Here is a 24,450-nt window from a genome sequence, read left to right on the forward strand (position 1 = left end):
TTCCGGTAAAGGAGCAGCCCATGGCTACCGTGAAAGTCGATATCAATAACTTCCAGTCGGAAGTCCTGGAATCCGCAGAACCCGTCGTCGTCGATTTCTGGGCTGAATGGTGCGGCCCGTGCAAGATGATCGCTCCAAGCCTCGAAGAGATCGCGGTCGAAATGGAAGGCAAGGTCAAGGTCGCCAAGCTGAATATCGACGAAAATCCGGAACTCGCCGCCCAGTTCGGCGTGCGCTCCATTCCGACTCTCGCAATCTTCAAGGGCGGCGAAGTCGCCGATATCTCGGTCGGCGCCAAACCGAAGACGGCGCTTTCGAACTGGATTTCCAACGCTGCCTGATTGATATCGTTTATTGTATCCCATGAAAAAGCCCGGCTTCGACCGGGCTTTTTTATTTCGCGCCTCTCATTTCGGGGGCGTGCCGTTATCCGAAAGCACATCGCCGACAAGATAGAGGGAGCCGCCGATGAGGATGCGCGGAGGCAGGGCCTGCGGATCGACAGTGGCCTTTATCGCTTCCAGCGCATCGGCGACCGTCGCCATCGGCTCGGCAACCAGACCTGCGTCATAGGCGGCATTCGACAATATTACCGGATCGATCATCGCGTCGCTGGCGCGGATCGGCACGCAGAACACCTTCTCGACCAAGCCGGTAAAGGCTTTGAAATAGCCGACCGGATCCTTGGTGTTGATCATGCCGATAACGAGGAAAAGCGGCCGCGGCTGGCGCTCCTCGAAATTGGCCATGGCTTCGGCGATCACTTCGCCGGCGCCGGGATTATGCCCGCCATCGACCCAGGTCTCGGCGCCGGCGGGCGCATGCGTCAGCAGCCGGCCCTCGCTCAGGCGCTGCAGCCGTCCCGGCCATTCCACTGAATTCATCGCCTTTTCCATCATCGTCTCGGTGACGGTGAAGCCAGCGGCCTTGACGGCACGGATGGCGGCGGCGGCATTGTCATATTGATGACGGCCGGGAAGGCGCGGCAGCGGCAGGTCGGCAAGGCCGTACTCGTCCTGATAGACGAGCCGGCCATATTCTTCATGCGCCATGAAATCCTGCCCGAAGACCGCGCTCGGGCAATGCAGCCGCTCGGCCGTCGACATCAGAACGTCCAAGGCCGCGTCATAGTCCTGATGGCCTATGACGACGGGCAATCCCGGCTTCATGATGCCGGCCTTTTCGGCGGCGATCAGCTCGACCCTGTCGCCGAGATAGGGCTGGTGATCCAGCGAGATCGGCATGATGACCGAAACGGCCGGATCGGAAATGACATTGGTGGCGTCGAAGCGGCCGCCGAGACCGACTTCGATAATCGCGGCATCGGCCGGATGTTCGGAAAACAGGATGAAGGTGACCGCCGTCAGAATTTCGAAGACAGTGATGTGCTGCCCGGCATTGGCATCGGCCACGCGGCGCAGAGCCTCGGCAAAGACGACGTCCTCCACGAGCTGGCCGCGTCCGCCCGCCACGCCGATGCGATAACGCTCGTGCCAATTGACGAGATGAGGCGAGGTGTGGACGTGAGCGCTGTAACCGCCGGCTTCGAGCAGGGCGCGGCAGAAGGCTGTTACCGACCCTTTGCCGTTGGTGCCGGCGACATGGATGACCGGCGGCAATTTCCGGTGCGGATTGCCGAGCACATCGAGAAGACGGGTGATGCGATCGAGGGACAGATCAAACCCCTTGGGATGCAATCCCATGAGTTTTTCAATCTCTTGCGCTGCCTCACTCACCGCTGTTTGGCCTCTGGGTATCAATTCGGCACCCCGCCTGCTTGTCGGTTATCAGGCGCTCGCCGCCAGAGCGATGGCGCCGCCACTCATGTCGTTCGCTGCCGAGACGGGCTTCTTCGTCAGGATCTTCAGAAGGCGTGCCAGCGTTTCCGGGATGTCGTGACGCTTGACGACCATGTCGACCATACCATGTTCCAGAAGATATTCGGAGGTCTGGAAGCCTTCCGGCAGCTTTTCACGCAGCGTCTGTTCGATCACACGCTTGCCGGCGAAGCCGATTTCGGCGCCGGGCTCGGCAAGATGGATGTCGCCGAGCATGGCATAGGAGGCCGTGACGCCACCGGTCGTCGGATTGGTCAAAACAACGACATAGGGCTGACCGGATTCTTTCAGCAGGTCGACGGCCACCGTCGTGCGCGGCAGCTGCATCAGCGAGAGAATGCCTTCCTGCATGCGCGCGCCGCCGGAAGCTGGGAACATGACCAGCGGGCACTTTTCTGAGGTCGCGCGTTCGAAAGCCTTGACGATCGCCTCGCCGGCGGCGATGCCGAGCGAACCGCCAATGAAGTTGAACTCGTGCACGACGGCAACAAGCTTCAGACCTTGGACCTTTCCGAGGCCGGCGAGGATCGTATCCTCCTGTTCGGTCTTCAGGCGGCTATCGCGGAGACGATCGCTATATTTCTTCGAATCGCGGAACTTCAGCGGGTCCTGGGCAACCTTCGGCTGCGGCAGTGATTCGTATTCGCCATTATCGAAAAGATCGGCAAGGCGCGCCTTGGCCGGCATCTTCATGTGATAACCGGATGCGGGAATGACCCATTTGTTGGATTCCAGATCCTTGTGGAAGACCATTTCGCCCGTTTCCGGGCACTTGATCCAAAGATTCTCCGGAACTTCGCGGCGGCCCAGCATGGAATTGATCCGCGGGCGAACGTAGTTGGTGATCCAGTTCAACTCGAAATCTCCTAACTGATTGGTGCCAATGTGGGCAAACTATTCGGCAGCAACAAGGCGCGCCGAACGCGTTCCCGAGGAAAGGCCGCGCACCAGTGTTGCGACCGCCTGAACCGTATCCGCGGTCGCCTTTCCGTCTTTCGTCAAGCTCGTCGCGACCTGATTGACGATGGCGGTGCCGACAACGACGCCATCGGCTGAGCCGCCGATGACCTTCGCATGTTCCGCCGTCTTGACGCCAAAGCCGACACAGACCGGCAGTTCCGTATGTTGCTTGATGCGCTGGACGGCGCCCGAAACCAGCGACGGGTCGGGCAGTGCCGAGCCGGTAATGCCGTTCATCGAGACGTAATAGACAAAGCCGGAGGTGTTTTTCAATACGGCCGGCAGGCGCTTCTCGTCGGTGGTCGGCGTCGCCAGGCGGATGAAGTTGATGCCCTTGCGGATGGCCGGAATGCAGAGTTCGTCATCCATCTCGGGCGGCAGGTCGACGACGATCAGGCCGTCGATACCGGCGGCCAGCGCATCGTCCAGGAACGTCTCGACGCCGTATATGTAGATCGGATTGTAATAGCCCATCATCACGATCGGCGTCGCGTCATTGGTCTTGCGGAAGTCAGCTGCCAGCTGCAGCGTCTTCTTCAGCGTCTGGCCGCCTTTGAGCGCCCGCTGGCCGGCCAGCTGGATCGCCGGGCCGTCAGCCATCGGATCGGAGAAAGGCATGCCGAGCTCGATGATGTCGGAACCCGCTTCCGGCAGTGCCTTCATGATGCCGAGAGAGGTGTCGTAGTCAGGATCGCCGCCCATGAAATAGGTCACAAGCGCCGGACGGCCCTCGGCCTTCAGCTCGGCAAAGCGTTTGTCCATGCGTGCGGTCATGTCTTACAGTCCCATTCCCAGAATCTTGCCGACGGTGAAGATATCCTTGTCGCCGCGGCCGGAGAGATTCATCAGGATGATCTCGTCCTTGCCCATCTTCGGTGCACGCTTGATGACTTCGGCAATCGCGTGCGAGGGCTCGAGCGCGGGGATAATGCCTTCGAGGCGGGTCAGGGTCTGGAAGGCCTCGAGCGCCTCGTGGTCCATGATCGGCACGTAATCGACGCGGCCGGTATCGTTCAGCCAGGAATGTTCGGGGCCGATGCCGGGATAATCGAGACCGGCCGAAATCGAGTGGCCTTCCTTGATCTGGCCATCGCCATCCTGCAGCAGATAGGTGCGGTTGCCATGAAGAACGCCCGGTGTACCCGCGGTGATCGAAGCGCAATGCTCTTCGCCTTGCAGGCCCTTGCCGCCGGCTTCGACGCCGACGATCTTCACTGAGGGATCGTCGAGGAATGGATGGAAGATGCCGATCGCATTCGAGCCGCCGCCGACGGCAGCGACGACAAGGTCCGGCAGACGGCCTTCGGCCGCCAGCATCTGCTCTTTCGCTTCGGAGCCGATCACCGACTGGAAATCGCGGACCATCTCCGGATAGGGATGCGGGCCGGCAGCCGTGCCGATCAGGTAATAGGTATCCTCGACATTGGTGACCCAGTCGCGGAGCGCCTCGTTCATGGCGTCCTTCAGCGTGCCGCTGCCGGCCGTCACCGGCTTCACTTCCGCGCCGAGCAGCTTCATGCGGAATACGTTCGGCGCCTGGCGCTCGACGTCGGTGGCGCCCATATAGACGACGCAGGGAAGGCCGAACCGGGCGGCAACGGTTGCCGAGGCGACGCCATGCTGGCCGGCCCCGGTCTCGGCGATGATCCGCGTCTTGCCCATGCGCTTGGCAAGCAGGATCTGGCCGATGCAGTTGTTGATCTTGTGCGAACCGGTGTGGTTCAGCTCCTCGCGCTTGAAATAGATTTTCGCGCCGCCGAGTTCGGCCGTCAGCCGTTCGGCGAAATAGAGCGGGCTCGGCCGTCCGATATAGTGGGCACCAAGATGCTTCAGTTCCGACTGGAACGCCTGATCGTTCTTCGCCTTGTTCCACTCATCCTGCAGGTCGAGGATCAAGGGCATCAACGTTTCGGCGACGAAACGACCGCCATAAATGCCGAAGCGGCCATCTTCATCGGGCCCGGAACGGAAGGAATTCGGTTTAGGCGTTTCGTTCACTCTCAACTCCCTGAGGCCATGACAGGCGCATCGGCCTTTTCGACCGAATCGAAAAATTCATCGATCATCGCGACGCTCTTCACGCCGGGCGCGCTTTCGACGCCCGAGGAGACGTCGATACCACGTGCCTTGGTGTTCGCCAGCGCATCCGCGACATTGTCCTTGTTCAGCCCGCCGGAAAGCATGTAGTCGATGCTGCCGTCGAGCCAGCTCAAGAGGCTCCAATCGAAGGAAATCCCATTGCCGCCAGGCAGTTCCGAACCCTTCGGCGCTTTCGCATCGAAGAGGAAACGGTCGGCGATGCCGATATAGGCCTCGACGCGCTTCAGGTCGTCTGCGGTGCGCACCGAAAAGACCTTCATGACAGGCAGGTCATAGAGCGCCTTGATGGTCAACACATGTTCGGGGCTCTCGTTGCCGTGGAGCTGGAGAATATCAGGCTTCAGCAGCGATACGATCTCGTCCAGATCGTCATTTGTGGGATCAACCAAGACAGCGACGATCTTCGCCCTGCCACGCGCGGGTTCGGCAAGTTTTGCCGCGACATCGGGCTCGACGTAACGCGGGCTCTTTTCGAAGAAGATAAAACCGATATGGGTCGCGCCGCGCTCCAGCGCACGATCGATCGCTTCGGGCGTCTTCAAGCCGCAGATCTTGATATCCGGTTTCATGGCAGCGAAGTGACACGAAATGCGGCAAGAGTCGAGCCAATTTGCGTGGAATGCTGTATTTAGAGAAGGCTCAACTAATCGAAATCAATGGCGTGCAGCTGGCTGCCGTGCCGCTTCAGCCAGGATTTCGCTTCCTCCATGCCGGGGCAAAGCTTCTTGCAAAGCGCCCAAAAGCGGGGACCGTGGTTCATCTCCTTGAGATGGGCGACTTCATGGGCGGCGAGATAATCGATCACCGCAGGCGGTGCCATGACGATGCGCCAGGAAAAACTCAAGTTTCCTTCCGACGAGCAGGAGCCCCAGCGGCTGCGGGTATCCTTCATCGAGATCGACCGGATCGGCGCCCGGATCGTTGCCGCATGCATCGCCGCCAGTCGTTCGAGATCGGCACGCGCCTCCTTCTTGAGGAAGGCCGCGATGCGCCGTCCGACATGCTCGGGCATGCCGCTGACACGCAGCACCGGGCTGCCTTCCACGGAGACTACCTCCGTCAAGCCGCGCAAGCTACCTGTGTGCTCGATACGATGGGAAACACCGCGCAGGAGGATCTTGCCGCCGTCGCGTAAGCCCGAATCGGTCGAAAATTTGGCAAGCTTCGTGAGCAGCCATCCCTGGTGCCGATCGAGGAAGGCATTGACCTCGCGCGTCGCAAGGCCTCGCGGCACCGTCATCTTCAAGGCCCGCCCGCCCGGTTCGATACGCAACGTGATGCGCGTTGCCTGATCATGCTGCTTGATGGTCAGAGGCATGAGCCGACCGGCGACATCGAGGGTCCGCGTCTCGGGCGGAGCCGGCTTGCGCGCCTTTGGCCGTGTCTTCAGAAGCGGAAACATGGATGTTTTCTATACGATTCGCCGGCGAATCTAAACGATTTGCCGGGTGGGCGGACATGGAAAAACCGGCATCGCGAGATGCCGGTCATCATTTGATCGCCTAAAGCGCGTCGCGATCTTTCAGATTCGCTCCTTGCGCTTCAGGTCTTTGTTTACGCATGTCGTTGCCGCAAAACCGCTTCACACTTTTGCGCGTCATGCTTTAAGCCTTCATGGCGTCTGGAACTCCGCGACCGGGCCGTTGTCGTCACGCTTTGCATTCTTGCGGTCACGCATGAAGCGGTCGAACTCTTCCTGGTCCTTGGCGCGGCGGAGTTCACGCAGATAGTCGTCGAATTCCTGGCGCATTTCGTCCAGCTTGCGGCGCTCTTCCTCGATCCGGTCAAGCTCGGCCTTGCGCCAGTCGTCGAAGGCGACGTTGCCAGTCGAAAAATGCGGACGGTGACGGCCATGCGAACGGCGGCAGGAGGCAAAAAAACCATCGGTCGCCTGGTTTACGTCGCGCTTGAAGCCGCGCAGACGATCGCCGAACATGATATAGGCAAGCATGGCCAGACCAAGAGGCCAGAAAACCATGAAGCCGAGAATCATCAGGGCAATGGTAGCCGGAGTCCAATCCGGTCGAAGCAATGCTGACTGGTTCATCGTGCGGTATCCTCGCTTTCCGCGCCCGGCAAGATGCCGAACGCTGGAAATCGATGTGGTTACCGCAATCGGCGCCTTCAAGACGATTGCCGGCGAAATCGGACAAGCCCTTGAATTGGCGTCGCTAATTCAGCTATCCCTGAATTAAGCCGTCCGACCGCCCTTGATGACGCGCTGCACCGGGCGTTTTACGGCGGAGCGGGAATGCTGGCGGACGAAATCGATGATGCGCGGCGCGATCTCGCGGCGGAAGCGCGAACCGTTGAAAACCCCGTAATGGCCGACATCCGGCTGCAGATAATGCATGCGCATATCCTCGGGAATATTTACGCAGATGGTCTGCGCCGCCTTAGTCTGGCCAACGCCTGAGATGTCGTCATTCTCGCCCTCGACGGTCAGGAGCGCCACTTTGTGGATCGCGGCCGGGTCAACACGTTTGCCGCGATGCATCAACTCGCCCTTGGGCAGGGAATGTTTTATGAAGACCTCTTCCACCGTCTGCAGGTAGAACTCGGCCGTCAGATCCATGACGGCGAGATATTCGTCGTAGAAGTCGCGATGCTTTTCCGGCTCGCCGTCATTCTTCACAAGGTGCATGAAGAATTCCTTGTGAGCGACGAGGTGCCGGTCGAGGTTCATGGACATGAAGCCCGACAGTTGCAGGAAGCCGGGATAGACGGGCCGCATGAAGCCCGGCTGCGGCCAGGGCACGTTCATGATGACATTGTCGGAAAACCACTGCAACGACCGCTCCTGGGCGAGCTTGTTGACCGCCGTCGGGTTGATGCGCGTGTCGATCGGGCCGCCCATCAGCGTCATCGAGGACGGCGACAGAGGATCCTTGGCTTCCTCCATTACCGCGGCTGCGACCAGCACCGGGACGGAGGGCTGACAGACGGCAATCACATGCGTATCGTGACCGAGGAAATGCAGCATCTCGATGATATAGTCGACATAGTCGTCGAAATCGAAGGTGCCTTCGGCCATCGGCACCATGCGGGCGTCGATCCAGTCTGTGATGTAGACATCGGCGCTCGGCAGCAATGCCTCGACCGTGCCGCGCAGCAGCGTTGCATAGTGGCCGGACATCGGCGCGACGATCAGGACGCGCGGGTCGCTAGCGCGACTAGGCGGTACATTTCGCGAAAAATGCAGGAGATTGCAGAAGGAACGCGACCAGACAATCTCTTCGCGGACGGAAACCGTCTGATCGCCTATCACCGTCTGTTTCAATCCGAATTCGGGCTTTCCGTAGCGGCGTGTCGTGCGCTCGAACATTTCGAGGCTTGCTGCGATCGTGCGGCCTAACGGCGTCTGGGCGAACGGGTTGAGCGGATTGGCATAGGCAAATCGCATGATGTCAGCCGCGGCGCGAAACGGCGCCATGGCGGCATGATTCAATTCATAAAGCTGGTAGAACATAGAAGGCGCTGCCTTTCTTTATCGAAAAGATGACGTCGATTGAGAGACATCGACTCTTTTCGCACGCTGGCACGTAACGCAGACTAACAGGTTTTTGTTGCACAGCAACATGGACGTCCCAGACCTGCACAGGAAATGCCAGAGAGTTGATCCCTGGCATCACCATAGAACCGAAAAGCTTAAGGTTCAGCGCAAGTAGTGTCGTTAACGATCGGCGACGAAGCTCTGCTTCTGGCTGCCGAGACCTTCGATGCCGAGCTCGACGACATCGCCATCCCTGAGGAAGCGCGGCGGCTTCATGCCCATGCCGACGCCGGGTGGCGTTCCCGTCGAGATGACATCGCCAGGATGCAGCGACATGAACTGGCTCAGATAGGAAACGATGTGAGCGACGCCATAGACCATGGTCTTCGAGGAACCATTCTGCATCGTCTGGCCGTTGACCTTCAGCCACATGCCGAGGTTCTGCGGATCGGCGATCTCATCCTTGGTGACCAGCCAGGGGCCGATCGGCCCGAACGTGTCGCAGGATTTACCCTTGGTCCACTGGCCGGCGCGTTCCGTCTGGAAAGCGCGTTCGGAAACGTCATGCGACACGCAGTAACCAGCGACATAGTCGAGCGCGTCGGCTTCGCTGACATATTTCGCCGTCTTGCCGATGACGACGCCGAGTTCGACTTCCCAGTCGGTTTTTTCCGAGCCGCGCGGGATGAGCACGGTGTCATTCGGACCAACGATCGCCGAAGTCGCCTTCATGAAGATGACCGGCTCGGGCGGCACGGTGGCGCCGGTTTCGGCGGCATGGTCGGAGAAATTGAGGCCGATGCAGATGAATTTGCCCGTGCCGGCAACGCAGGCGCCGATACGGCCTTGAGCAAGTTCCGGAAGGCCCTTCGGGTCGATCGCCGCTATCCGTGCAAGACCGGCCGGCGAGATTGCCTCGCCGCCAATGTCGGCGACATGCGCCGAGAGATCGCGGATCTTGCCATCGGCATCGAGAAGCGCCGGTTTTTCACGACCTGCTTCGCCAACACGCATCAGCTTCATGGAATGCCTCCTCATCGAAAACGGATTTGCAGCCACCTATGAACGAATTATTCATCGGTGTCATTACGGCTTTGACCAGAAGCGGTACGGCGCTCCTAGAAAAATTCGGAAAGATCCGGATTGGCGGGTCGTCGCCGGCTTCAAGCCAGCTGTTCATTACCTCAGTCCCGTGGGTAAGTCGCTCTTATGGAGACAGTCCGTCCACCCAGCTGCGACGATACTACCCTTGCCAAGCCGGTGAAGCAGGAAATATGACTTGGCCGCTTTCCAAGATGAGATGGAGTTCGCAATGCACCTCTCCAAGGCCGTCGTACGCACCGAACATGCGAGCCGCTACCTGCAGCAGCTCTGCAAACACTGGAGCCACAAGTTCAGCGTCGATTTCGATCCGCATAAGGGACGGGTGCCGTTCAGCGAGAGCGCCGAGGTGACATTCACCGCCGACCACGCGGCGCTGACGATGACGCTTTCCGTCGTCGATCCTGCGCAGCAGGCAAGGATGCAGGGCGTCATCGACGATCATCTGAAGCGCTTCGCCTTCCGCGAGGAACTCGACATCGTCTGGACTGACTAGCCCGAACCTTCTGCCGCAACCTGGAACAAGCATGACAAACAGCAATAGCCGCGAATCCGACTATTCGATCGATCCGATATTCCTTGACCGCTGGTCGCCTCGTGCCTTTACCGGCGAGATCATCGAGGAAGCACAGCTGCTCGGCCTGCTCGACGCCGCCCATTGGGCGCCGTCTTCGTCCAACCAGCAGCCTTGGCGTTTCATCTACGCCCTCAAGGGTTCGCAGCATTGGGAGAAGTTCGTCGCGCTGCTCGTCGATGCCAATCAGGAATGGGCGAAGAACGCATCGGCGTTGATCTTCGTCGTTTCGCGCGCCTTCACCGGCGCCGCCGGTTCCGGTGAGGAAAAGCCGAGCTACACCCATTCCTTCGATGCCGGTGCGGCCTGGGGGTACCTGGCGCTCCAGGCGCGCCTCTCCGGTTTCTATGCCCATGGCATGGGCGGCATCAAACATGAGGAGATCAGGAAGTCGTTCGATATTCCGGCGGGCTATCGGGTCGAAGCCGGCATTGCCGTCGGCCGCCTGGCCGACAAGAGCGTTCTATCCGAACGCAACCAGGCGCGTGAGGTCCCGAGCCAGCGCAAGCCGCTCTCCGAGCTCGCCTTCAACGGCCGTTTCGTCGCAAACTGAGGAAACCAGATAAAAGAAAGCCCCGCCGTTCGAGGAACGGCGGGGCTTTTTTGTTGAAGAAATCTCGGTCAGATATCGAGATTGGCGACGCTGAGCGCGTTGTCCTGGATGAATTCACGCCGTGGCTCGACTTCGTCACCCATTAGGCGGGCGAAGAGGCCATCCGCGTCGGTGGCGTCGGCGACCTTGACCTGCAGCAGCGAACGGACATTGGGGTCGAGCGTCGTTTCCCAAAGCTGTTCGGCGTTCATCTCGCCAAGGCCCTTGTAGCGCTGCATGCTGAGACCCTTGCGGCCGCTGGCGAAGATCGCGTCGAGCAGGGCGCGCGGTCCGGAAATCTCGATGTCGCCTTCGCGTCGATGCAGCGACGGCGGCGTCTGGTAGATTTCCTTGAGGCGCGCGGTCAGCTGATCGATGTGGCGGGCGTCGGAGGAGCCGATCAGCGCCATGTCGAGCACGACCACTTCCTTGACGCCGCGGACCATGCGCTCGAGGCGCAGGCCGCCGTCGCTCGTCAGGTCGCCCTCCCAGCCGCGTTCGGTCTCCTCGGCAATGATGTCGAGACGGCTTGCGACCTCGCTCGCCAATGCCTGCGCTCTTGCCCGATCGCTGACGAGCTCGGCATTGAGGGCGCCGGCGATCGCCGCCTGTTCGATGACGGCGCGATTGTAGCGCGAATGGAGATTGTCGAGCAAAGCGCGCATGCGCATCGCATCGAGGATGACCTCACGCAGATCCTGACCGGTGCGAACCTCGCCGCTGCCGAGCCTCAAGGATGCATCCTCCAGGCCCTGGGCGATGAGATATTCCTCAAGCGCCTTTTCGTCCTTCAGATACTGCACCGACTTGCCGCGCGCCACCTTATAGAGCGGTGGCTGGGCGATGTAGAGATGGCCGCGCTCGATCAGTTCCGGCATCTGGCGGAAGAAGAAGGTGAGCAGCAGGGTGCGGATATGGGCACCGTCGACATCGGCATCCGTCATGATGATGATCTTGTGATAACGCAGCTTCTCGGCGTTGAACTCATCCTTGCCGATGCCGGTGCCGAGCGCGGTGATCAGGGTGCCGATTTCCTGGCTGGAGAGCATCTTGTCGAAACGGGCGCGCTCGACGTTCAGGATCTTGCCGCGCAGCGGCAGGATCGCCTGGTTCTCGCGCGACCGGCCCTGCTTGGCCGAGCCGCCGGCGGAATCGCCCTCGACGAGAAATACTTCGGATTTGGCCGGATCGCGTTCGGAGCAGTCGGCCAGCTTGCCGGGCAGCGAAGCGATATCGAGAGCGCCCTTGCGGCGGGTCAATTCACGTGCCTTGCGGGCCGCTTCGCGCGCCGCCGCCGCCTCGACGACCTTGCCGACGAGGATCTTGGCTTCGCTCGGATGCTCTTCGAACCAGGTGCTCAGCGCCTCGTTGACGAGGCTTTCGACGACCGGGCGGACCTCCGAGGAAACGAGCTTGTCCTTGGTCTGCGAGGAGAATTTCGGATCCGGAACCTTGACCGACAGCACCGCCGTCAGCCCCTCGCGGCAATCCTCGCCCTGCAGCGTCACCTTTTCCTTCTTGGTGATGCCTGAGTTATCGGCATAGGAAACGACCTGGCGCGTCAAGGCGGCGCGGAAGCCTGCCATATGGGTGCCGCCATCGCGTTGGGGAATGTTGTTGGTGAAGCAGAGCACGTTCTCGTGATAACTGTCGTTCCACCACATCGCCACTTCGACGGTGATGCCGTCCTTCTCGCCGCGGATGGCGACAGGCTTGTCGACGAGCGGCTTCTTGGCGCGGTCGAGATAGGCGACGAAGGCTTCGAGGCCGCCGTCATAGCGCATCTCTTCCTGTTTGATATCGGAGTGGCGCTTGTCGCTCAAAAGGATGCGCACGCCCGAATTCAGGAAGGCGAGTTCGCGCAGGCGATGCTCCAGCGTGCCGTAGTCGAACTCGGTCATGGTGAAGGTTTCGCTGCTCGGCATGAAGCTGACTTCCGTGCCGGTCGTATCAGGCGCATCCCCCGTCACCTTCAGCGGCGCGTCGGCGACGCCATGGGTGAAGCTCATTTCATGGATCTTGCCGTGGCGGCGGATCTTCAGCTTCAGCCAGACCGAAAGCGCGTTGACGACGGAAACGCCGACGCCGTGCAGACCGCCCGAGACCTTGTACGAATTCTGATCGAATTTACCGCCGGCATGAAGCTGCGTCATGATGACTTCGGCTGCCGATACGCCTTCGCCGGTATGAATATCCGTCGGGATGCCGCGACCGTTGTCAGTGACCGTCACCGAACCATCCGGATTGAGAGTGACGGTGACGATGTCGGCATGACCGGCAAGGGCTTCGTCGATAGCGTTATCGACGACCTCATAGACCATGTGGTGGAGGCCGGAGCCATCGTCAGTATCGCCGATATACATGCCGGGGCGCTTGCGCACGGCGTCGAGGCCCTTCAGGACCTTGATGGAATCTGCGCCATATTCGGTGCTTACGCCGTTTTCCGTCGCGGATGTATCGCTCATTCTGTCGAGATTTTCCCTGTTGTCGTAAAGCGGCGGCGGGCCTTGCGAATCACCGGCTTTCTTTACTCTCGTATATAGGTTTTTTGAGCCCGGTTCCCAATGGCAAGTCCCCTGGACAAGCCATAAAACAGGGGATTATGACGCTTTTCCGTCACCTTTGCCGCCATTTTCGAGAAGAGCCGATAACCGGGCGATCTCAGCGCTGTCAAGGTCGCGGATCCGCCGGGCCAGCCGGTTGGCGAAATCGGTGTATTCCGGCGCCAGGCCCGACGTGTCGATGACGACGCGCGGGTCGGAAGAACGGGCAAGCAGGAACAGTTCCTCGGCCTCGTCCCAGATGATGTTGAAATAGCCGGCGATGCGTTGCAACAGGTCGAATGTCGGAAGACCCCGTTTTCCGTGTTCGAGCGCTGAGAGATAGGCGGGAGAGACGTTCAGCGCCTGCGCCATCTCCTTCTGCGAGACGCCCTTGCGCGCCCTCAGCCTGCGAACCGCCTCTCCGAAGGGGGTCATGCCTTTTCCCCATGCCGCCGCGACAGGCGGATATAGAGCGCGCCCTCGCCGCCATGATGCTGTGCGGCAGACTCATAGGAGGAGATAAGGTAGCGGAATTCGGGCTTCGAGAACCACAGGGGAACGGCCCGCTTCAGCGCACCGTCGCTGCCGAGCGAGCTGCCCTTGCCGGTGATGACAAGCACATGGCGCATGCCGCGCTCATGGGCACGGATCAAAAAATCGAGAAGGATGACATGGGCCTCGCTCTGCACCAGCCCATGCAGGTCGATGCGCGCCTCGAGCGCGAGCCGGCCCTTGGCAATCTTACGCTTGACCGGCCTTTCGAGCGGATGATGCACTCCTGCCGGCCGTTTCGACGCCGAAGGGGCTGCTGGCTGTTCCGGCGTGGACGAGGCAGGCATCTGTTTTTCGGCATTCTGCCGTTCGGCTGCTGCTTCAGTTTCGGCAAGAAAAGCATCAAGCTCGGTCAACTCATTGGTCTTGCCGGGCATTGGCCGCGTGCTGCGGGCAACCTTGCCCCAGAGGATCCTCTCATCGGCGCTGAGCTTGCGATCCCTGGCCATCAGTCGAAACGTCCGGCGGCGGCTTTGGGGATGAGGATGACGAAATCGGCGTCGTTGCGGACGGTGCCGGCGCGCTCTCCGGCCAAGTCCCCAGAGCCGGTGAAGATATCTCCGCGGGCCGGCCCGACGATCGCCGAACCGGTATCGAGCGCAAGCATCAGCCGGCGGAAGGGTCCGCCGTGATCAAGATGGGTGAGGCTGTCGGCGCGGATGAAAAAGGGAAAGCCGAAGGTATGGATCATCCGATCGACGGCCAGCGAGCGGCCGGCGATGAGCGGCACCTTGGCGGCGGCGATTGGGCCGGCCTGAGGATCGACAACCGGAGCCTCCCGGAAGAAAATATAGGAGCGGTTGTGCCATAGCACCTCGTCCACCCGCTCGGGATTGCGGCCGAGCCAGGCGCGGATCGACTGCATGGAGATCTCGTCGCGGTCGATCTGCCCGCGATCGATCAAGAGCTTGCCGATCGCCGAAAAAGGGTGGCCGGCCTTTGCCGCATAGGTGATGCGGCCGATACGGCCGTCGTTATAACGCAGGCGGGCGGCACCCTGCACATGGACGAAAAAGACATCGATCTTCGATTTCGCCCAGGCGATTTCGAGGCCGCGGCCTTCGAGAAAACCCTGATCGATCTCGCGGCGGTCCGGATAGGCGCTGATGCGGCCGTCATCACGAAGACGGCCGAAAACATAGGATCCATCCAGTTCGTCGGGGCGATTGCCGTCATCAAGATCGATCAGATTATCCGGGCGGCGGTAGAAGGGAAACCGGAACAATCCGTCCGGCTTCTCCGACACTTCGATCTCCGGCTCGTAGAAGGCGGTGACGAAGCCGGGATTGCCATCCTTGCGCCGGATCAGAAAGGGCCGACAATGTCTTTCGAAAAAGCCGCGCGCCGATGCCGGCGACGACGGCTTGAAATCTTCGGCGGCGGCCAGAAGCGGAAGCAGATCTTCCGAACTCAGGCCGAGCGATCCGGTGCGGTAGGGTTTGACATCGGTGATCTGCCGATGGCAGCTCCGCATGCCTTCAAAAAGGCTGGAAGGATCATCATCCTCCCAGCCTTTTAAACGATCGAAGCTGATAGCTTGCAGGACGAAGTCCGATGCGTGGTCACTCATGTTCCGATTCGGTCGCCACAAGTTTCCAGTTCGGATCGCGTGAACGGGTGTCGCGGGCGAAGGTCCAGAGGTCGTTGACCTCGGCGACGTTTTCGGCGTCGCCATCAATCAGCACGTCCGCCTTGTCATAAGTGGCCGATATCAGCTGGCTGACGATGCGCACGGTAATCTGCGCTTCGCTGCCCTTCGTCTCCGCATGGGTAATTTCGGCCTTGTCGATGCCGACGAAGGTGGACTTCACCTTCTCGCCGCGAGCTTCACGCTCGCCGATCGCCGCATCGAAGCCGTCATACACTTCGCGGGACAGCAGGTTCTTCAGCGTCTTCCGGTCGCCGTCGGCATAGGCCATGACGATCATCTCGTAGGCCATGCGGGCCCCGTTCAGAAACTCTTTCGGGCTGAAGGAGGGATCGGCCTTGTTCAGGGCGCGCAGCGATTCATTGAGCGGTGTACCCGGCGCGGCCACGGCATCGATGGCGGCGAAGCGATCCTCGTCTTCGGCCGTCGCATCACGACGCGGCAGCGTCACGACCTTGCCGGCATCGGCGGCTTCGGCCGGAGCCGCATCGCGCGGCGTATATAGATCGCGCGGTGGCTTCTCATTTCCCGTGCGGCGGCCGAGCACGGAGCGAAGCTGAAAGAAAATCAGCACCGCCGCCACCAGGAAGAATAATGTGATGAAGTCGTTCGAACTCATATCGTATCGCAGCCGCCGTTAACATCTCTGATTTGTACTCCCATATAGTCCGCCTATACAGATGATTCAAATGATGGCTGGCATCTTCGCCGGCGCCAAGAGGAGACCGGCAAGGGCCGGGACATGACGACCATGCGTTTTTCAATCCTGCCGGCTTTCATTCTGTTGCTGCCGCTCGGCGAAATTGCCGGCTTCGTCGTCGTCGGCCGGGCGATCGGCCTGGCGCTGACGCTTGCACTCGTGCTGGCGAGCTTCCTTGTCGGCGTGGTCCTGCTGCGCCGGCAGGGGATCGGAATCCTGCGCCGCATGTCGAGCGAAGGACGGAACGGCATGATGCCTGGGCGCGATCTGCTGAAGCCGGCGATGACGGTCATCGCCGCACTGCTGCTGATCATTCCCGGTTTCCTCACGGATATCATCGCAATCCTTATCCTCATTCCGCCGGTGCGCGATTTCGTCTGGCGGTCGATCGCCAAACGCTTCGTCGTCGTCAACGCCAAGGGCGGCTTTTCCGCTGGCCCGAAACCCGATTTCCGCGATCGGAATCCGAATTCGAAGGTGGTCGATCTCGACGAGGAGGACTATCATAGGGAGCCGGATCGCAACTCGCCATGGTCTGGAAAACATCTCGGTGATTGAGGCCGTGCCGGCGATCGGGCGCGCCTTGCGCCCAGGGTTGTAAGCCCCTCCCCGAAATGTTAGATGGCGGCACCATTCCCATGCCCTTCGAGGAAAAGCCAATGGCAGACGATAACAACAGCAACGGTGCGACGAACCCCACCCTTTCGATCCTTGCGCAATATACCAAGGACCTCTCCTTCGAAAATCCGGGTGCGCCGCGTTCGCTGCAGGCCCGCGACAAGGCGCCGACGATCAACATCAATGTGAACGTCAACGCCAATCCGCTCTCCGACACGGATTTCGATGTCGTGCTGTCTCTGAATGCCGAAGCAAAGGATGGCGACAAGACGGTGTTCCACACCGAACTCGTCTATGGCGGTGTCTTCCGCGTTGCCGGCTTCCCGCAGGAGCACATGCTGCCGGTTCTCTTCATCGAGTGCCCGCGCATGCTCTTCCCCTTCGCGCGCCAGATCATCGCCGACGTCACCCGCAATGGCGGCTTTCCGCCGCTGATGATCGACCCGATCGACTTCACCCAGATGTTCGCCCAGCGTGTTGCCGAAGAACAGGCTCGCGCCAAGGTGCAGGCCGTTCCGAACTGATCGAAGTTTCTTGATTCTGACATACGGATGCCCGGGCCGGTCCCGGGCATTTTCAATTCAGGGCACCGTATTTCGCCCAGATGCCCTTTTCACCAAGCTTGGCGACCAGCGCCTCGTGCGCCTGGACTTCGGACGGGCTGAGGCGCGGGGCGAGCGGGCGGGGCCGTTCGAGCGCCGCGGCAATCACCGCATCGTCTTCCATCGCCATGTCGCCGCCGGCCGTCTGGCCGGAATGACCTGAGATGCTAAGGCCGAATGCTGCCTGTCTGCCGCCGATCATCTCGATATAGACTTCGGCCAATAGCTCGGAGTCGAGCAGCGCGCCGTGTTTGGCACGATGTGAATTGTCGATGCCGTAACGCCGGCATAGGGCGTCGAGCGAATTTGGTCCCATCGGATGTTTGCGTCGCGCCATCGACAGCGTGTCGATGACCTTGTCCGGCAGGATCGGGGGCAAGCCGATGCGCGCGAATTCGGCGTTGATAAAGCCCATATCGAAAGTCGCGTTATGGGCGATCCACTTCCCGTCGCCGAAGAAGGCAAGGATTTCGTCGGCGACCTCAGCGAAAGGTTTTTTGTCCTTCAGGAATTCATCGGTGATGCCGTGTACGGCGAGCGCATCCGGATGGACCTTCTGATCCCCAGGATTGATGTAGATGTGGAGCGTGTTGCCGGTTGGGAAATGATTGAAGAGCTCGATGCCGCCGATTTCGATGATACGATCGGCGCGATTGTCGAGGCCGGTGGTTTCCGTATCGAAGATGATCTCACGCATTCCGGAAATCTCCCTTGGCAATCCGCATTTTCAGCTCGGCGACAATCTCGAGCACCCGCTCCCGCGTCTCCGCAATGCTGTTGCTTGTGTCGACCAGATAATCGGCGCGTCGTCGTTTCTCCGCGTCAGGTGTCTGGCGCGAGAGAATCATGTTGAATTTTTCTTCGGTCATGTCTTCCCGCGCAAGCACCCTCTGGCGCTGAATCTGTGGATCGGTGCTGACGACGACGACAACATCCACCCTTTCCCAGGCGCCGGTTTCGAAGAGCAGCGGAATATCGAGCAGCACCATCTCCGCACCGGCCGCCTGCTGCCGCGCCAGGAATTCGTCCTCGCGCTTACGGACCAACGGGTGGACGATTGCTTCCAGGCGTTTGAAACCGGCCGGGTCGAGCGCGAGCTGGCGGCCGAGCTCATGCCGGTCGACCGCGCCGTCCCTCATCGATCCGGGAAAGACTGCATCCACCAATGGCGCTGCCTCGCCGGCATAGAGATCGTGGACCACCGCATCGGAGTCGTTCAACGGGATCCCGGCCTCGGCGAACAGCTTGCCGACCGTCGATTTGCCCATGCCGATGGAGCCGGTGAGACCAATCTTCAGCATCAATGTGATTCCATGTCCGCGACGATCAGCCCGCGCAGCGCCGCATCGACGACGGGGCGCTTGCCAAACCATTTCTCGAAGCCGGGAACAGCCTGATGCAGCAGCATGCCGAGACCGTCGACGATTGAAAATCCCTGCTCTTCCGCCTGCGCCAGGATCGGCGTCTTCAAGGGAATATAGACGATATCGGTGACGACCGCCTTGGCTGCGAGGGTCGTGAAATCAAGTAGCGGCGCCGCTTCACCATCCATGCCGAGCGAGGTCGTGTTGATGAAGAGGCCCGAACCTTTCATGACCTCGGCAAGCGCGCCCGCGGGATGGGCGTGCACACGCGGGCCGAAGCGATCGGCGAGCTCGCGCGCGCGCTCCACCGTGCGGTTGACGACATGGATCTCCTTGAAGCCGCGATCGCGGACCGCCTGAATGATGGCCCGGCTCGCGCCGCCGGCGCCAAAAACCACGGCGGTGTCATGCTGGTCCCAGCCCGGGTGACGTTCGTCGAGATTGGCGGTGAAGCCGCCGCCGTCGGTGTTCGTCGCATGCAGGACGCCCTCTTCCAGCCAGAGCGTGTTGGCGGCGCCGAGCTCCTGCGACAGCTGATCCGGTCTGTCGGCGAGCCGGTACGCGAGCTCCTTGTGAGGAATGGTGACATTGCCGCCGACGAAACCGGAACTGCCATTCTTCAACGAGGCAATAAAATCCGCAAAAGCGTCGGGCGGCACCTCATGGGCGCGATAGCTGCCGGGCAGGCCGAGCGTCTTCAGCCAGTATCCGTGGATCAGGGGCGAGCGCGAGTGCTTGATGGGAAAGCCGGTGACAAACGCCCTCGGCCCGAATGTTTCACGTGAATCATCCATCAATCGCTCCGAGTTCGCGCAGTTTTTTTAGAAGCGGCAGCATCGGCAGACCGAGAATGGTGAAATAGTCACCTTCGATTTTCTCGAAGAGCTGGATGCCCTGCCCCTCCAATTGATAGGCGCCGACGCTGGAAAGCGCCCGTTCGCCGACCCTAGCCAAATGCCTGCCGATGAAGTCCGCCGTCAATGGCCGCATCGTCAGTTGCGCATGGGCGAGATGTTCCCACAGGACCACGCCGTTGCTGACAATGACCACTGCACTGTTCAACCGGTGGGTCACTCCGGAGAGAATCTGAAGGTGGTTGGCGGCGTCGGCCATATCTTTCGGCTTATGAAAGACACGGCCGCCGAGCGACATCGTCTGATCGGAACCGATGACCATGCCATCCGGAAAACGGCGGCTGACGTCCTCGGCCTTGGCCCTGGCCAGTACCAGGGCGACGGCATCCGGCCTTGCGCCGGCTTTCTCCAGCGGTGCTTCCAGCCGCCGTTCGTCAATCGCGGCGGCATGCGCCTCGAAGGAGAGACCGGCATTTTCCATGAGCATCCGGCGAAACGGACTCGACGATGCAAGGATGAGTTTCGGTGTCATGGGTTCCTCGGAGAGCCGGCGTGGATCAGCGCTTAGCGCAGCTTCGGGCGCAGAGCAACGATTGCCGCGGCCGTTTCTTCGATCGAGCGGCGGGTGACGTCGATCAGCGGCCAATTGTGGCGGGCGCAGAGCGAGCGGGCATATTTCAGCTCCTCGGAAATTGCGGCGCGATCGGTGTAATGTTCGCGATCGAAACCTTGCGTGGCTCCGAGTATCCTATTTTCCCGCACCTGGGAAATGCGATCGGTCGTGGCGATCAGGCAGACGATCAGCGGTTTGGTGGCGACAAATAGGCTCTCGGGCAAGGGAACGCCGTAGACGATCGGAATATTGGCGGTTTTGATGCCGCGGTTGGCGAGATAGATGCTGGTCGGCGTCTTCGATGTCCGGCTGATCCCGATGATAACGACATCGGCATCATTGTAGTCGTCCGGCATCTGCCCGTCGTCATGATCCATGGTGAAATTCAGGGCTTCGATGCGGGCGAAATAACCGGCATTCATCACATGCTGGGCTCCGACCCTGCGACGCGACGGGGCGCCGAGATAGATCTGAAACGCGTTCATGACCGGCTCCAGCACATTGACTGAGGCGACCCCCATCTCGACGCAGCGCTCATCGATCAGGCTCGCCAGTTCCCGGTCGACAATGGTGTAGAGCACGATCCCGGGCGCATCATCGATCGCCTGCAGAACGGGCAGCAGCTGTTTGCGATTGCGGATCAGCGGATAGACATGCTCGATCGGCTGAGCCGATCTGAACTGCGCCGAGGCGGCACGGCCGGCGGAGATGAGAGTCTCGCCGGTCGAGTCAGAAATCAGATGCAGATGAAAGAAGTTCGTTCTGTTCTCCACGTTATTTTCCGCTGCCTGTTGAAAAGACTGGATGACGGAGAGCTAAGGCGGCGAGGCTGCCTCGGGCAAGGGAAAACATGCCCCCTTGTCCACATTTCGAGTTTTGCCGATTGGTTTTGGCGGCGCCTGTGGAGGCTGGGGATGAAGTCGACTTGTCGGGACAAGCTCCACAGCCTATCCACAGGCACGAAAGAAGCCATTGCCCGGGAAGGATCTGGAATCATTTTCAGATTTTCCTTCTCCCCGGAATTTCGAAAGAAGCGAAAAATTCTTTCGAGTTTGGATGGCAATGCGCGACAAATGGCATCGGCGGTGGACGGATTTTAATCCTTGATAGACACCGACTCTAAGAAATAGAAACCTTTTAAAATATCTTTGATTTTTTATAGGGAAGACGCGCTTGAGCGATACGCGGCGAAAGATCATGAGGGTTCTCGATGGCGAAAGCCTCTTCCCTCCTCCTGTCTGGCTGATGAGACAGGCAGGACGTTATCTGCCGGAATACAGGGAGACCCGGGCAGAAGCCGGAAGTTTTCTCGATCTCTGCTACACGCCCGATTACGCCGTCGAAGTGACCTTGCAGCCGATCCGCCGCTATGGCTTCGATGCGGCGATCCTGTTTTCCGATATTCTCGTCATTCCCGATGCGATGAAGCGGAATGTCCGTTTCACCGAAGGCCACGGACCGGAGATGGATCCGATCGATGAGGCGGGAATCGGCAGATTGAACGGCGAAGAGGTCGTCGATTATCTCAAGCCGGTTCTGGAAACGGTGCGGCGATTGCGCCACGAGTTGCCTGCTGAAACGGCTCTGCTCGGCTTCTGCGGCGCGCCCTGGACGGTTGCGACCTATATGATCGCCGGTCACGGCACGCCGGATCAGGCCCCTGCCCGTCTGTTCGCCTATAAGTATCCCCGCGCCTTCGAGCATCTGCTGATGCTGCTTGCCGACGTCTCGGCCGATTATCTCGTCGCTCAGATCGATGCCGGCGCCGATGCCGTCCAGATCTTCGATTCCTGGGCCGGCGTTCTCGGCGAGAAGGAGTTCGAGGCCTTCGCGATCAGGCCGGTTGCACGGATGATCGCGTCGGTCAGATCGCGGCGGCCGCAGGCTCGCATCATCGCCTTCGCCAAGGGCGCAGGCTATCAGCTGAAAACCTATCGTCAGAAGACCGATGCGGATGCGATCGGCCTCGATTGGGCGGTGCCCTTGGCCTTTGCCGCCGAACTTCAGAAGGATGGTCCGGTTCAGGGCAACCTCGATCCCATGCGCGTGGTTGCCGGCGGCCGGGCGCTGGAAGAGGGTATTGACGACATTCTGCAGCATCTCGGCAATGGACCGCTTATCTTCAATCTCGGCCACGGCATCACGCCGCAAGCCGACCCCGAACATGTGCGGTTGCTGGTCGAGCGCGTGCGGGCTTCGCGGATGCGAGGCCAGGCGTGACGACGGAAAAGCAGACCGACCGCAGAGCCGGCGGCTACGCGAGGCGCCGCGCGCATTTCGCGCTGGCCTTCTTCGCGCTGATGGCGGTCGGACTTTTCGCCTGGAACCCCGACAATCTCTATCTCTGGATCAAGGCGCTCCATATTATCGCGGTCATTTCCTGGATGGCCGGACTGTTCTACATGCCGCGTCTGTTCATCTATCATACCGACGCCGAACCGGGTTCGGTGCAGTCGGAGACTTTCAAGGTGATGGAGCGCCGGCTGCTTCGCATCATCATGACGCCGGCGATGATGCTGACCTGGATCTTCGGTCTCTATCTCGCCTGGTCGGTCTACGGATTCCAGGGCGGCTGGCTGCATGCGAAGATCGGTCTGGTCGTGCTGCTGACCGCTGTTCATATGTTCTTCAGCAGCGCCGTGCGGGCTTTCGAGCGTGACGAAAATCGCCGCTCCGCCCGTTATTGGCGGTTCATGAATGAAGCGCCGACATTGCTGATGATCATGATCGTCATCCTCGTCGTGGTGAAGCCGTTCTGAGGAGAAATCATCCTCAGGTTAAATTTGCTTCATTTTAAGCAGCCCCCTTGCGGCGGCGATAACGAGTCGCTATTTTCCGCGCATCTCATCTACGTGGCATGTGTGTAGAGTTCAGTCGTCTGCGAGCCCCATTCGCAGTACCGAATACGACCCAACATCGCCTTTCCCCTTCGAAATTGAAAAGAGTATTGGTCACTTCATGGCTGAAATGAAGCTTCAGGAACTTAAGAGCAAATCCCCGACGGATCTTCTGGCTTTCGCCGAATCGCTCGAGGTCGAGAATGCAAGCACAATGCGCAAGCAGGAGCTGATGTTTGCGATCCTCAAAATGCTTGCCAGCCAGGATGTTGAAATCATCGGCGAAGGGGTCGTCGAGGTGCTGCAGGACGGTTTCGGTTTCCTGCGTTCGGCGAATGCGAATTACCTGCCGGGCCCTGACGATATCTATATTTCCCCGTCGCAGATCCGCCGTTTCTCCCTGAAGACCGGCGACACCGTCGAGGGACCGATCCGTGGACCGAAGGAAGGCGAACGTTATTTCGCATTGCTCAAGGTCAACACCATTAATTTCGACGATCCGGAAAAGATCCGCCACAAGGTCCACTTCGACAATCTGACGCCGCTCTACCCGAACGAGCGCTTCAAGATGGAACTCGATATCCCCACCTCCAAGGATCTGTCGCCGCGTGTGATCGATCTTGTCGCGCCGCTCGGCAAGGGCCAGCGTGGATTGATCGTCGCCCCGCCGCGCACCGGTAAGACCGTGCTGCTGCAGAACATTGCGCATTCGATCACGGCGAACCATCCGGAATGCTACCTGATTGTTCTGCTGATCGACGAACGTCCCGAGGAAGTGACGGACATGCAGCGTTCCGTTCGTGGCGAGGTCATTTCCTCGACCTTCGACGAACCGGCGGTCCGCCACGTCCAGGTGGCCGAAATGGTCATCGAAAAGGCCAAGCGTCTTGTCGAGCATGGCCGCGATGTCGTCATCCTGCTCGATTCGATCACGCGTCTCGGCCGCGCCTATAACACCGTCGTTCCCTCTTCCGGCAAGGTTCTGACCGGCGGCGTCGATGCCAATGCCCTGCAGCGGCCGAAACGCTTCTTCGGCGCCGCGCGCAATATCGAGGAAGGCGGTTCGCTGACGATCATCGCGACGGCGCTGATCGATACCGGCAGCCGTATGGACGAAGTCATCTTTGAAGAGTTCAAGGGTACCGGCAACTCCGAAATCGTTCTTGACCGCAAGGTCGCCGACAAGCGCATTTTCCCGGCAATGGACATTCTGAAGTCCGGCACGCGCAAGGAGGACCTTCTTGTTCCGCGCCAGGATCTGCAGAAGATCTTTGTTCTCCGCCGTATCCTCGCCCCGATGGGCACCACCGATGCGATTGAATTCCTCATCGACAAACTCAAACAGACGAAGAACAATTCAGACTTCTTCGATTCGATGAACACCTGATCCTTAGCCGGATTCTCGCTTTAAGAGCTGGCGCATCGTCTCGATGTCGCCAGCTTTTTGTTTGAGGAAAGCGA

Annotated in this window: 27 protein-coding genes; 8 read left to right on the forward strand and 19 right to left on the reverse strand. The window is 60.1% G+C overall.

Going from position 1 to position 24,450, the window contains the following annotated elements; genetic code table 11:
- The first annotated feature begins 20 nt into the window (after positions 1 to 20).
- Positions 21 to 341, forward strand: a complete 321-nt coding sequence (gene trxA, locus GA0061105_RS27030) for a thioredoxin (protein WP_008528748.1) — start codon at positions 21 to 23, stop codon at positions 339 to 341.
- Positions 342 to 407: 66 nt separating this feature from the next.
- Here trxA and GA0061105_RS27035 read toward each other — a convergent pair whose 3' ends face one another.
- From GA0061105_RS27035 to GA0061105_RS27075, 9 genes are all read right to left on the reverse strand, one after another.
- Positions 408 to 1,760, reverse strand: a complete 1,353-nt coding sequence (locus GA0061105_RS27035; RefSeq protein WP_208601708.1) for a bifunctional folylpolyglutamate synthase/dihydrofolate synthase — start codon at positions 1,758 to 1,760, stop codon at positions 408 to 410.
- Between the two features lie 27 nt (positions 1,761 to 1,787).
- The gene (gene accD, locus GA0061105_RS27040) at positions 1,788 to 2,693 is read right to left on the reverse strand and encodes an acetyl-CoA carboxylase, carboxyltransferase subunit beta (protein ID WP_092753944.1); all 906 of its coding nucleotides are present in this window, start codon (positions 2,691 to 2,693) and stop codon (positions 1,788 to 1,790) included.
- Between the two features lie 39 nt (positions 2,694 to 2,732).
- On the reverse strand, positions 2,733 to 3,572 hold the full coding sequence (gene trpA, locus GA0061105_RS27045) for a tryptophan synthase subunit alpha (RefSeq protein ID WP_092753946.1): 840 nt from the start codon (positions 3,570 to 3,572) through the stop codon (positions 2,733 to 2,735).
- 3 nt (positions 3,573 to 3,575) lie between these two features.
- A complete protein-coding gene (gene trpB, locus GA0061105_RS27050; protein ID WP_092753948.1) occupies positions 3,576 to 4,796 on the reverse strand; it encodes a tryptophan synthase subunit beta in 1,221 nt (406 codons plus the stop codon).
- Positions 4,797 to 4,798: 2 nt separating this feature from the next.
- Positions 4,799 to 5,467 (reverse strand): phosphoribosylanthranilate isomerase, encoded by a 669-nt coding sequence (locus tag GA0061105_RS27055; RefSeq protein ID WP_092753950.1) that lies wholly within the window; start codon positions 5,465 to 5,467, stop codon positions 4,799 to 4,801.
- Positions 5,468 to 5,541: 74 nt separating this feature from the next.
- Positions 5,542 to 6,300, reverse strand: a complete 759-nt coding sequence (locus GA0061105_RS27060; protein ID WP_064696379.1) for a M48 family metallopeptidase — start codon at positions 6,298 to 6,300, stop codon at positions 5,542 to 5,544.
- 210 nt (positions 6,301 to 6,510) lie between these two features.
- The gene (locus tag GA0061105_RS27065) at positions 6,511 to 6,945 is read right to left on the reverse strand and encodes a DUF2852 domain-containing protein (RefSeq protein ID WP_064696380.1); all 435 of its coding nucleotides are present in this window, start codon (positions 6,943 to 6,945) and stop codon (positions 6,511 to 6,513) included.
- 144 nt (positions 6,946 to 7,089) lie between these two features.
- On the reverse strand, positions 7,090 to 8,367 hold the full coding sequence (locus tag GA0061105_RS27070; RefSeq protein WP_092753952.1) for a polyhydroxyalkanoate depolymerase: 1,278 nt from the start codon (positions 8,365 to 8,367) through the stop codon (positions 7,090 to 7,092).
- Positions 8,368 to 8,571: 204 nt separating this feature from the next.
- Positions 8,572 to 9,414 carry a fumarylacetoacetate hydrolase family protein gene (locus GA0061105_RS27075; RefSeq protein ID WP_092753954.1) on the reverse strand — a complete coding sequence of 281 codons (843 nt, stop codon included), beginning with the start codon at positions 9,412 to 9,414 and terminating at the stop codon, positions 8,572 to 8,574.
- A 289-nt stretch (positions 9,415 to 9,703) separates the two neighbouring features.
- Here GA0061105_RS27075 and GA0061105_RS27080 point away from each other — a divergent pair, with 289 nt between their 5' ends.
- Positions 9,704 to 9,988: a DUF2218 domain-containing protein gene (locus tag GA0061105_RS27080; RefSeq protein WP_092753984.1), complete on the forward strand. Its 285-nt coding sequence runs from the start codon at positions 9,704 to 9,706 to the stop codon at positions 9,986 to 9,988.
- 31 nt (positions 9,989 to 10,019) lie between these two features.
- Positions 10,020 to 10,619 (forward strand): nitroreductase family protein, encoded by a 600-nt coding sequence (locus tag GA0061105_RS27085; protein ID WP_092753956.1) that lies wholly within the window; start codon positions 10,020 to 10,022, stop codon positions 10,617 to 10,619.
- A 68-nt stretch (positions 10,620 to 10,687) separates the two neighbouring features.
- On the opposite strand, the gene gyrB is transcribed toward GA0061105_RS27085, so the two are convergent.
- From gyrB to GA0061105_RS27110, 5 genes are all read right to left on the reverse strand, one after another.
- Complete coding sequence (gene gyrB / locus GA0061105_RS27090; protein WP_064696384.1) at positions 10,688 to 13,123, reverse strand: DNA topoisomerase (ATP-hydrolyzing) subunit B; 2,436 nt, start codon at positions 13,121 to 13,123, stop codon at positions 10,688 to 10,690.
- A 135-nt stretch (positions 13,124 to 13,258) separates the two neighbouring features.
- Positions 13,259 to 13,636: a helix-turn-helix domain-containing protein gene (locus GA0061105_RS27095; protein WP_064696385.1), complete on the reverse strand. Its 378-nt coding sequence runs from the start codon at positions 13,634 to 13,636 to the stop codon at positions 13,259 to 13,261.
- A complete protein-coding gene (locus GA0061105_RS27100) occupies positions 13,633 to 14,202 on the reverse strand; it encodes a Smr/MutS family protein (RefSeq protein WP_092753958.1) in 570 nt (189 codons plus the stop codon). The genes GA0061105_RS27095 and GA0061105_RS27100 overlap by 4 nt, the downstream gene beginning before the upstream one ends.
- The gene (gene mltA / locus GA0061105_RS27105; protein ID WP_092753960.1) at positions 14,202 to 15,323 is read right to left on the reverse strand and encodes a murein transglycosylase A; all 1,122 of its coding nucleotides are present in this window, start codon (positions 15,321 to 15,323) and stop codon (positions 14,202 to 14,204) included. The genes GA0061105_RS27100 and mltA overlap by 1 nt, the downstream gene beginning before the upstream one ends.
- Entirely contained in the window at positions 15,316 to 16,020 is a 705-nt protein-coding gene (locus GA0061105_RS27110) for a Tim44/TimA family putative adaptor protein (protein WP_064696388.1), read from the reverse strand. Before GA0061105_RS27110 ends, mltA begins: the two co-directional genes overlap by 8 nt.
- Before the next feature lie 132 nt (positions 16,021 to 16,152).
- On the opposite strand from GA0061105_RS27110, the gene GA0061105_RS27115 reads away from it, so the two are divergent.
- Positions 16,153 to 16,659, forward strand: a complete 507-nt coding sequence (locus GA0061105_RS27115; protein ID WP_092753986.1) for an FxsA family protein — start codon at positions 16,153 to 16,155, stop codon at positions 16,657 to 16,659.
- Between the two features lie 101 nt (positions 16,660 to 16,760).
- A complete protein-coding gene (gene secB, locus GA0061105_RS27120; protein WP_011423412.1) occupies positions 16,761 to 17,243 on the forward strand; it encodes a protein-export chaperone SecB in 483 nt (160 codons plus the stop codon).
- A 52-nt stretch (positions 17,244 to 17,295) separates the two neighbouring features.
- On the opposite strand, the gene dnaQ is transcribed toward secB, so the two are convergent.
- Genes dnaQ through GA0061105_RS27145 form a run of 5 tightly spaced genes read right to left on the reverse strand, consistent with a single transcriptional unit; the run spans position 17,296 to position 20,925 of the window.
- Complete coding sequence (gene dnaQ, locus GA0061105_RS27125) at positions 17,296 to 18,018, reverse strand: DNA polymerase III subunit epsilon (protein WP_064696389.1); 723 nt, start codon at positions 18,016 to 18,018, stop codon at positions 17,296 to 17,298.
- Positions 18,011 to 18,622: a dephospho-CoA kinase gene (coaE, locus tag GA0061105_RS27130; RefSeq protein WP_064696390.1), complete on the reverse strand. Its 612-nt coding sequence runs from the start codon at positions 18,620 to 18,622 to the stop codon at positions 18,011 to 18,013. Before coaE ends, dnaQ begins: the two co-directional genes overlap by 8 nt.
- A complete protein-coding gene (locus GA0061105_RS27135) occupies positions 18,622 to 19,479 on the reverse strand; it encodes a shikimate dehydrogenase (RefSeq protein ID WP_064696391.1) in 858 nt (285 codons plus the stop codon). Before GA0061105_RS27135 ends, coaE begins: the two co-directional genes overlap by 1 nt.
- Entirely contained in the window at positions 19,472 to 20,071 is a 600-nt protein-coding gene (locus GA0061105_RS27140; RefSeq protein ID WP_092753962.1) for a Maf-like protein, read from the reverse strand. Before GA0061105_RS27140 ends, GA0061105_RS27135 begins: the two co-directional genes overlap by 8 nt.
- A 32-nt stretch (positions 20,072 to 20,103) precedes the next feature.
- Positions 20,104 to 20,925 (reverse strand): pyruvate, water dikinase regulatory protein, encoded by an 822-nt coding sequence (locus tag GA0061105_RS27145; protein ID WP_064696393.1) that lies wholly within the window; start codon positions 20,923 to 20,925, stop codon positions 20,104 to 20,106.
- A 400-nt stretch (positions 20,926 to 21,325) separates the two neighbouring features.
- Here GA0061105_RS27145 and hemE point away from each other — a divergent pair, with 400 nt between their 5' ends.
- The 3 genes from hemE to rho all read left to right on the forward strand — a co-directional run bounded on the left by hemE (position 21,326) and on the right by rho (position 24,376).
- On the forward strand, positions 21,326 to 22,372 hold the full coding sequence (gene hemE, locus GA0061105_RS27155; protein WP_092753964.1) for a uroporphyrinogen decarboxylase: 1,047 nt from the start codon (positions 21,326 to 21,328) through the stop codon (positions 22,370 to 22,372).
- Positions 22,369 to 22,911 carry a protoporphyrinogen oxidase HemJ gene (gene hemJ, locus GA0061105_RS27160; protein WP_064696395.1) on the forward strand — a complete coding sequence of 181 codons (543 nt, stop codon included), beginning with the start codon at positions 22,369 to 22,371 and terminating at the stop codon, positions 22,909 to 22,911. Before hemE ends, hemJ begins: the two co-directional genes overlap by 4 nt.
- Before the next feature lie 199 nt (positions 22,912 to 23,110).
- Complete coding sequence (gene rho, locus GA0061105_RS27165) at positions 23,111 to 24,376, forward strand: transcription termination factor Rho (RefSeq protein WP_003571435.1); 1,266 nt, start codon at positions 23,111 to 23,113, stop codon at positions 24,374 to 24,376.
- The last annotated feature ends 74 nt before the right edge of the window (positions 24,377 to 24,450 follow it).

This window comes from Rhizobium aethiopicum, from assembly GCF_900094625.1.
In the GTDB taxonomy this organism is placed as follows: Bacteria; Pseudomonadota; Alphaproteobacteria; order Rhizobiales; family Rhizobiaceae; genus Rhizobium; species Rhizobium aethiopicum.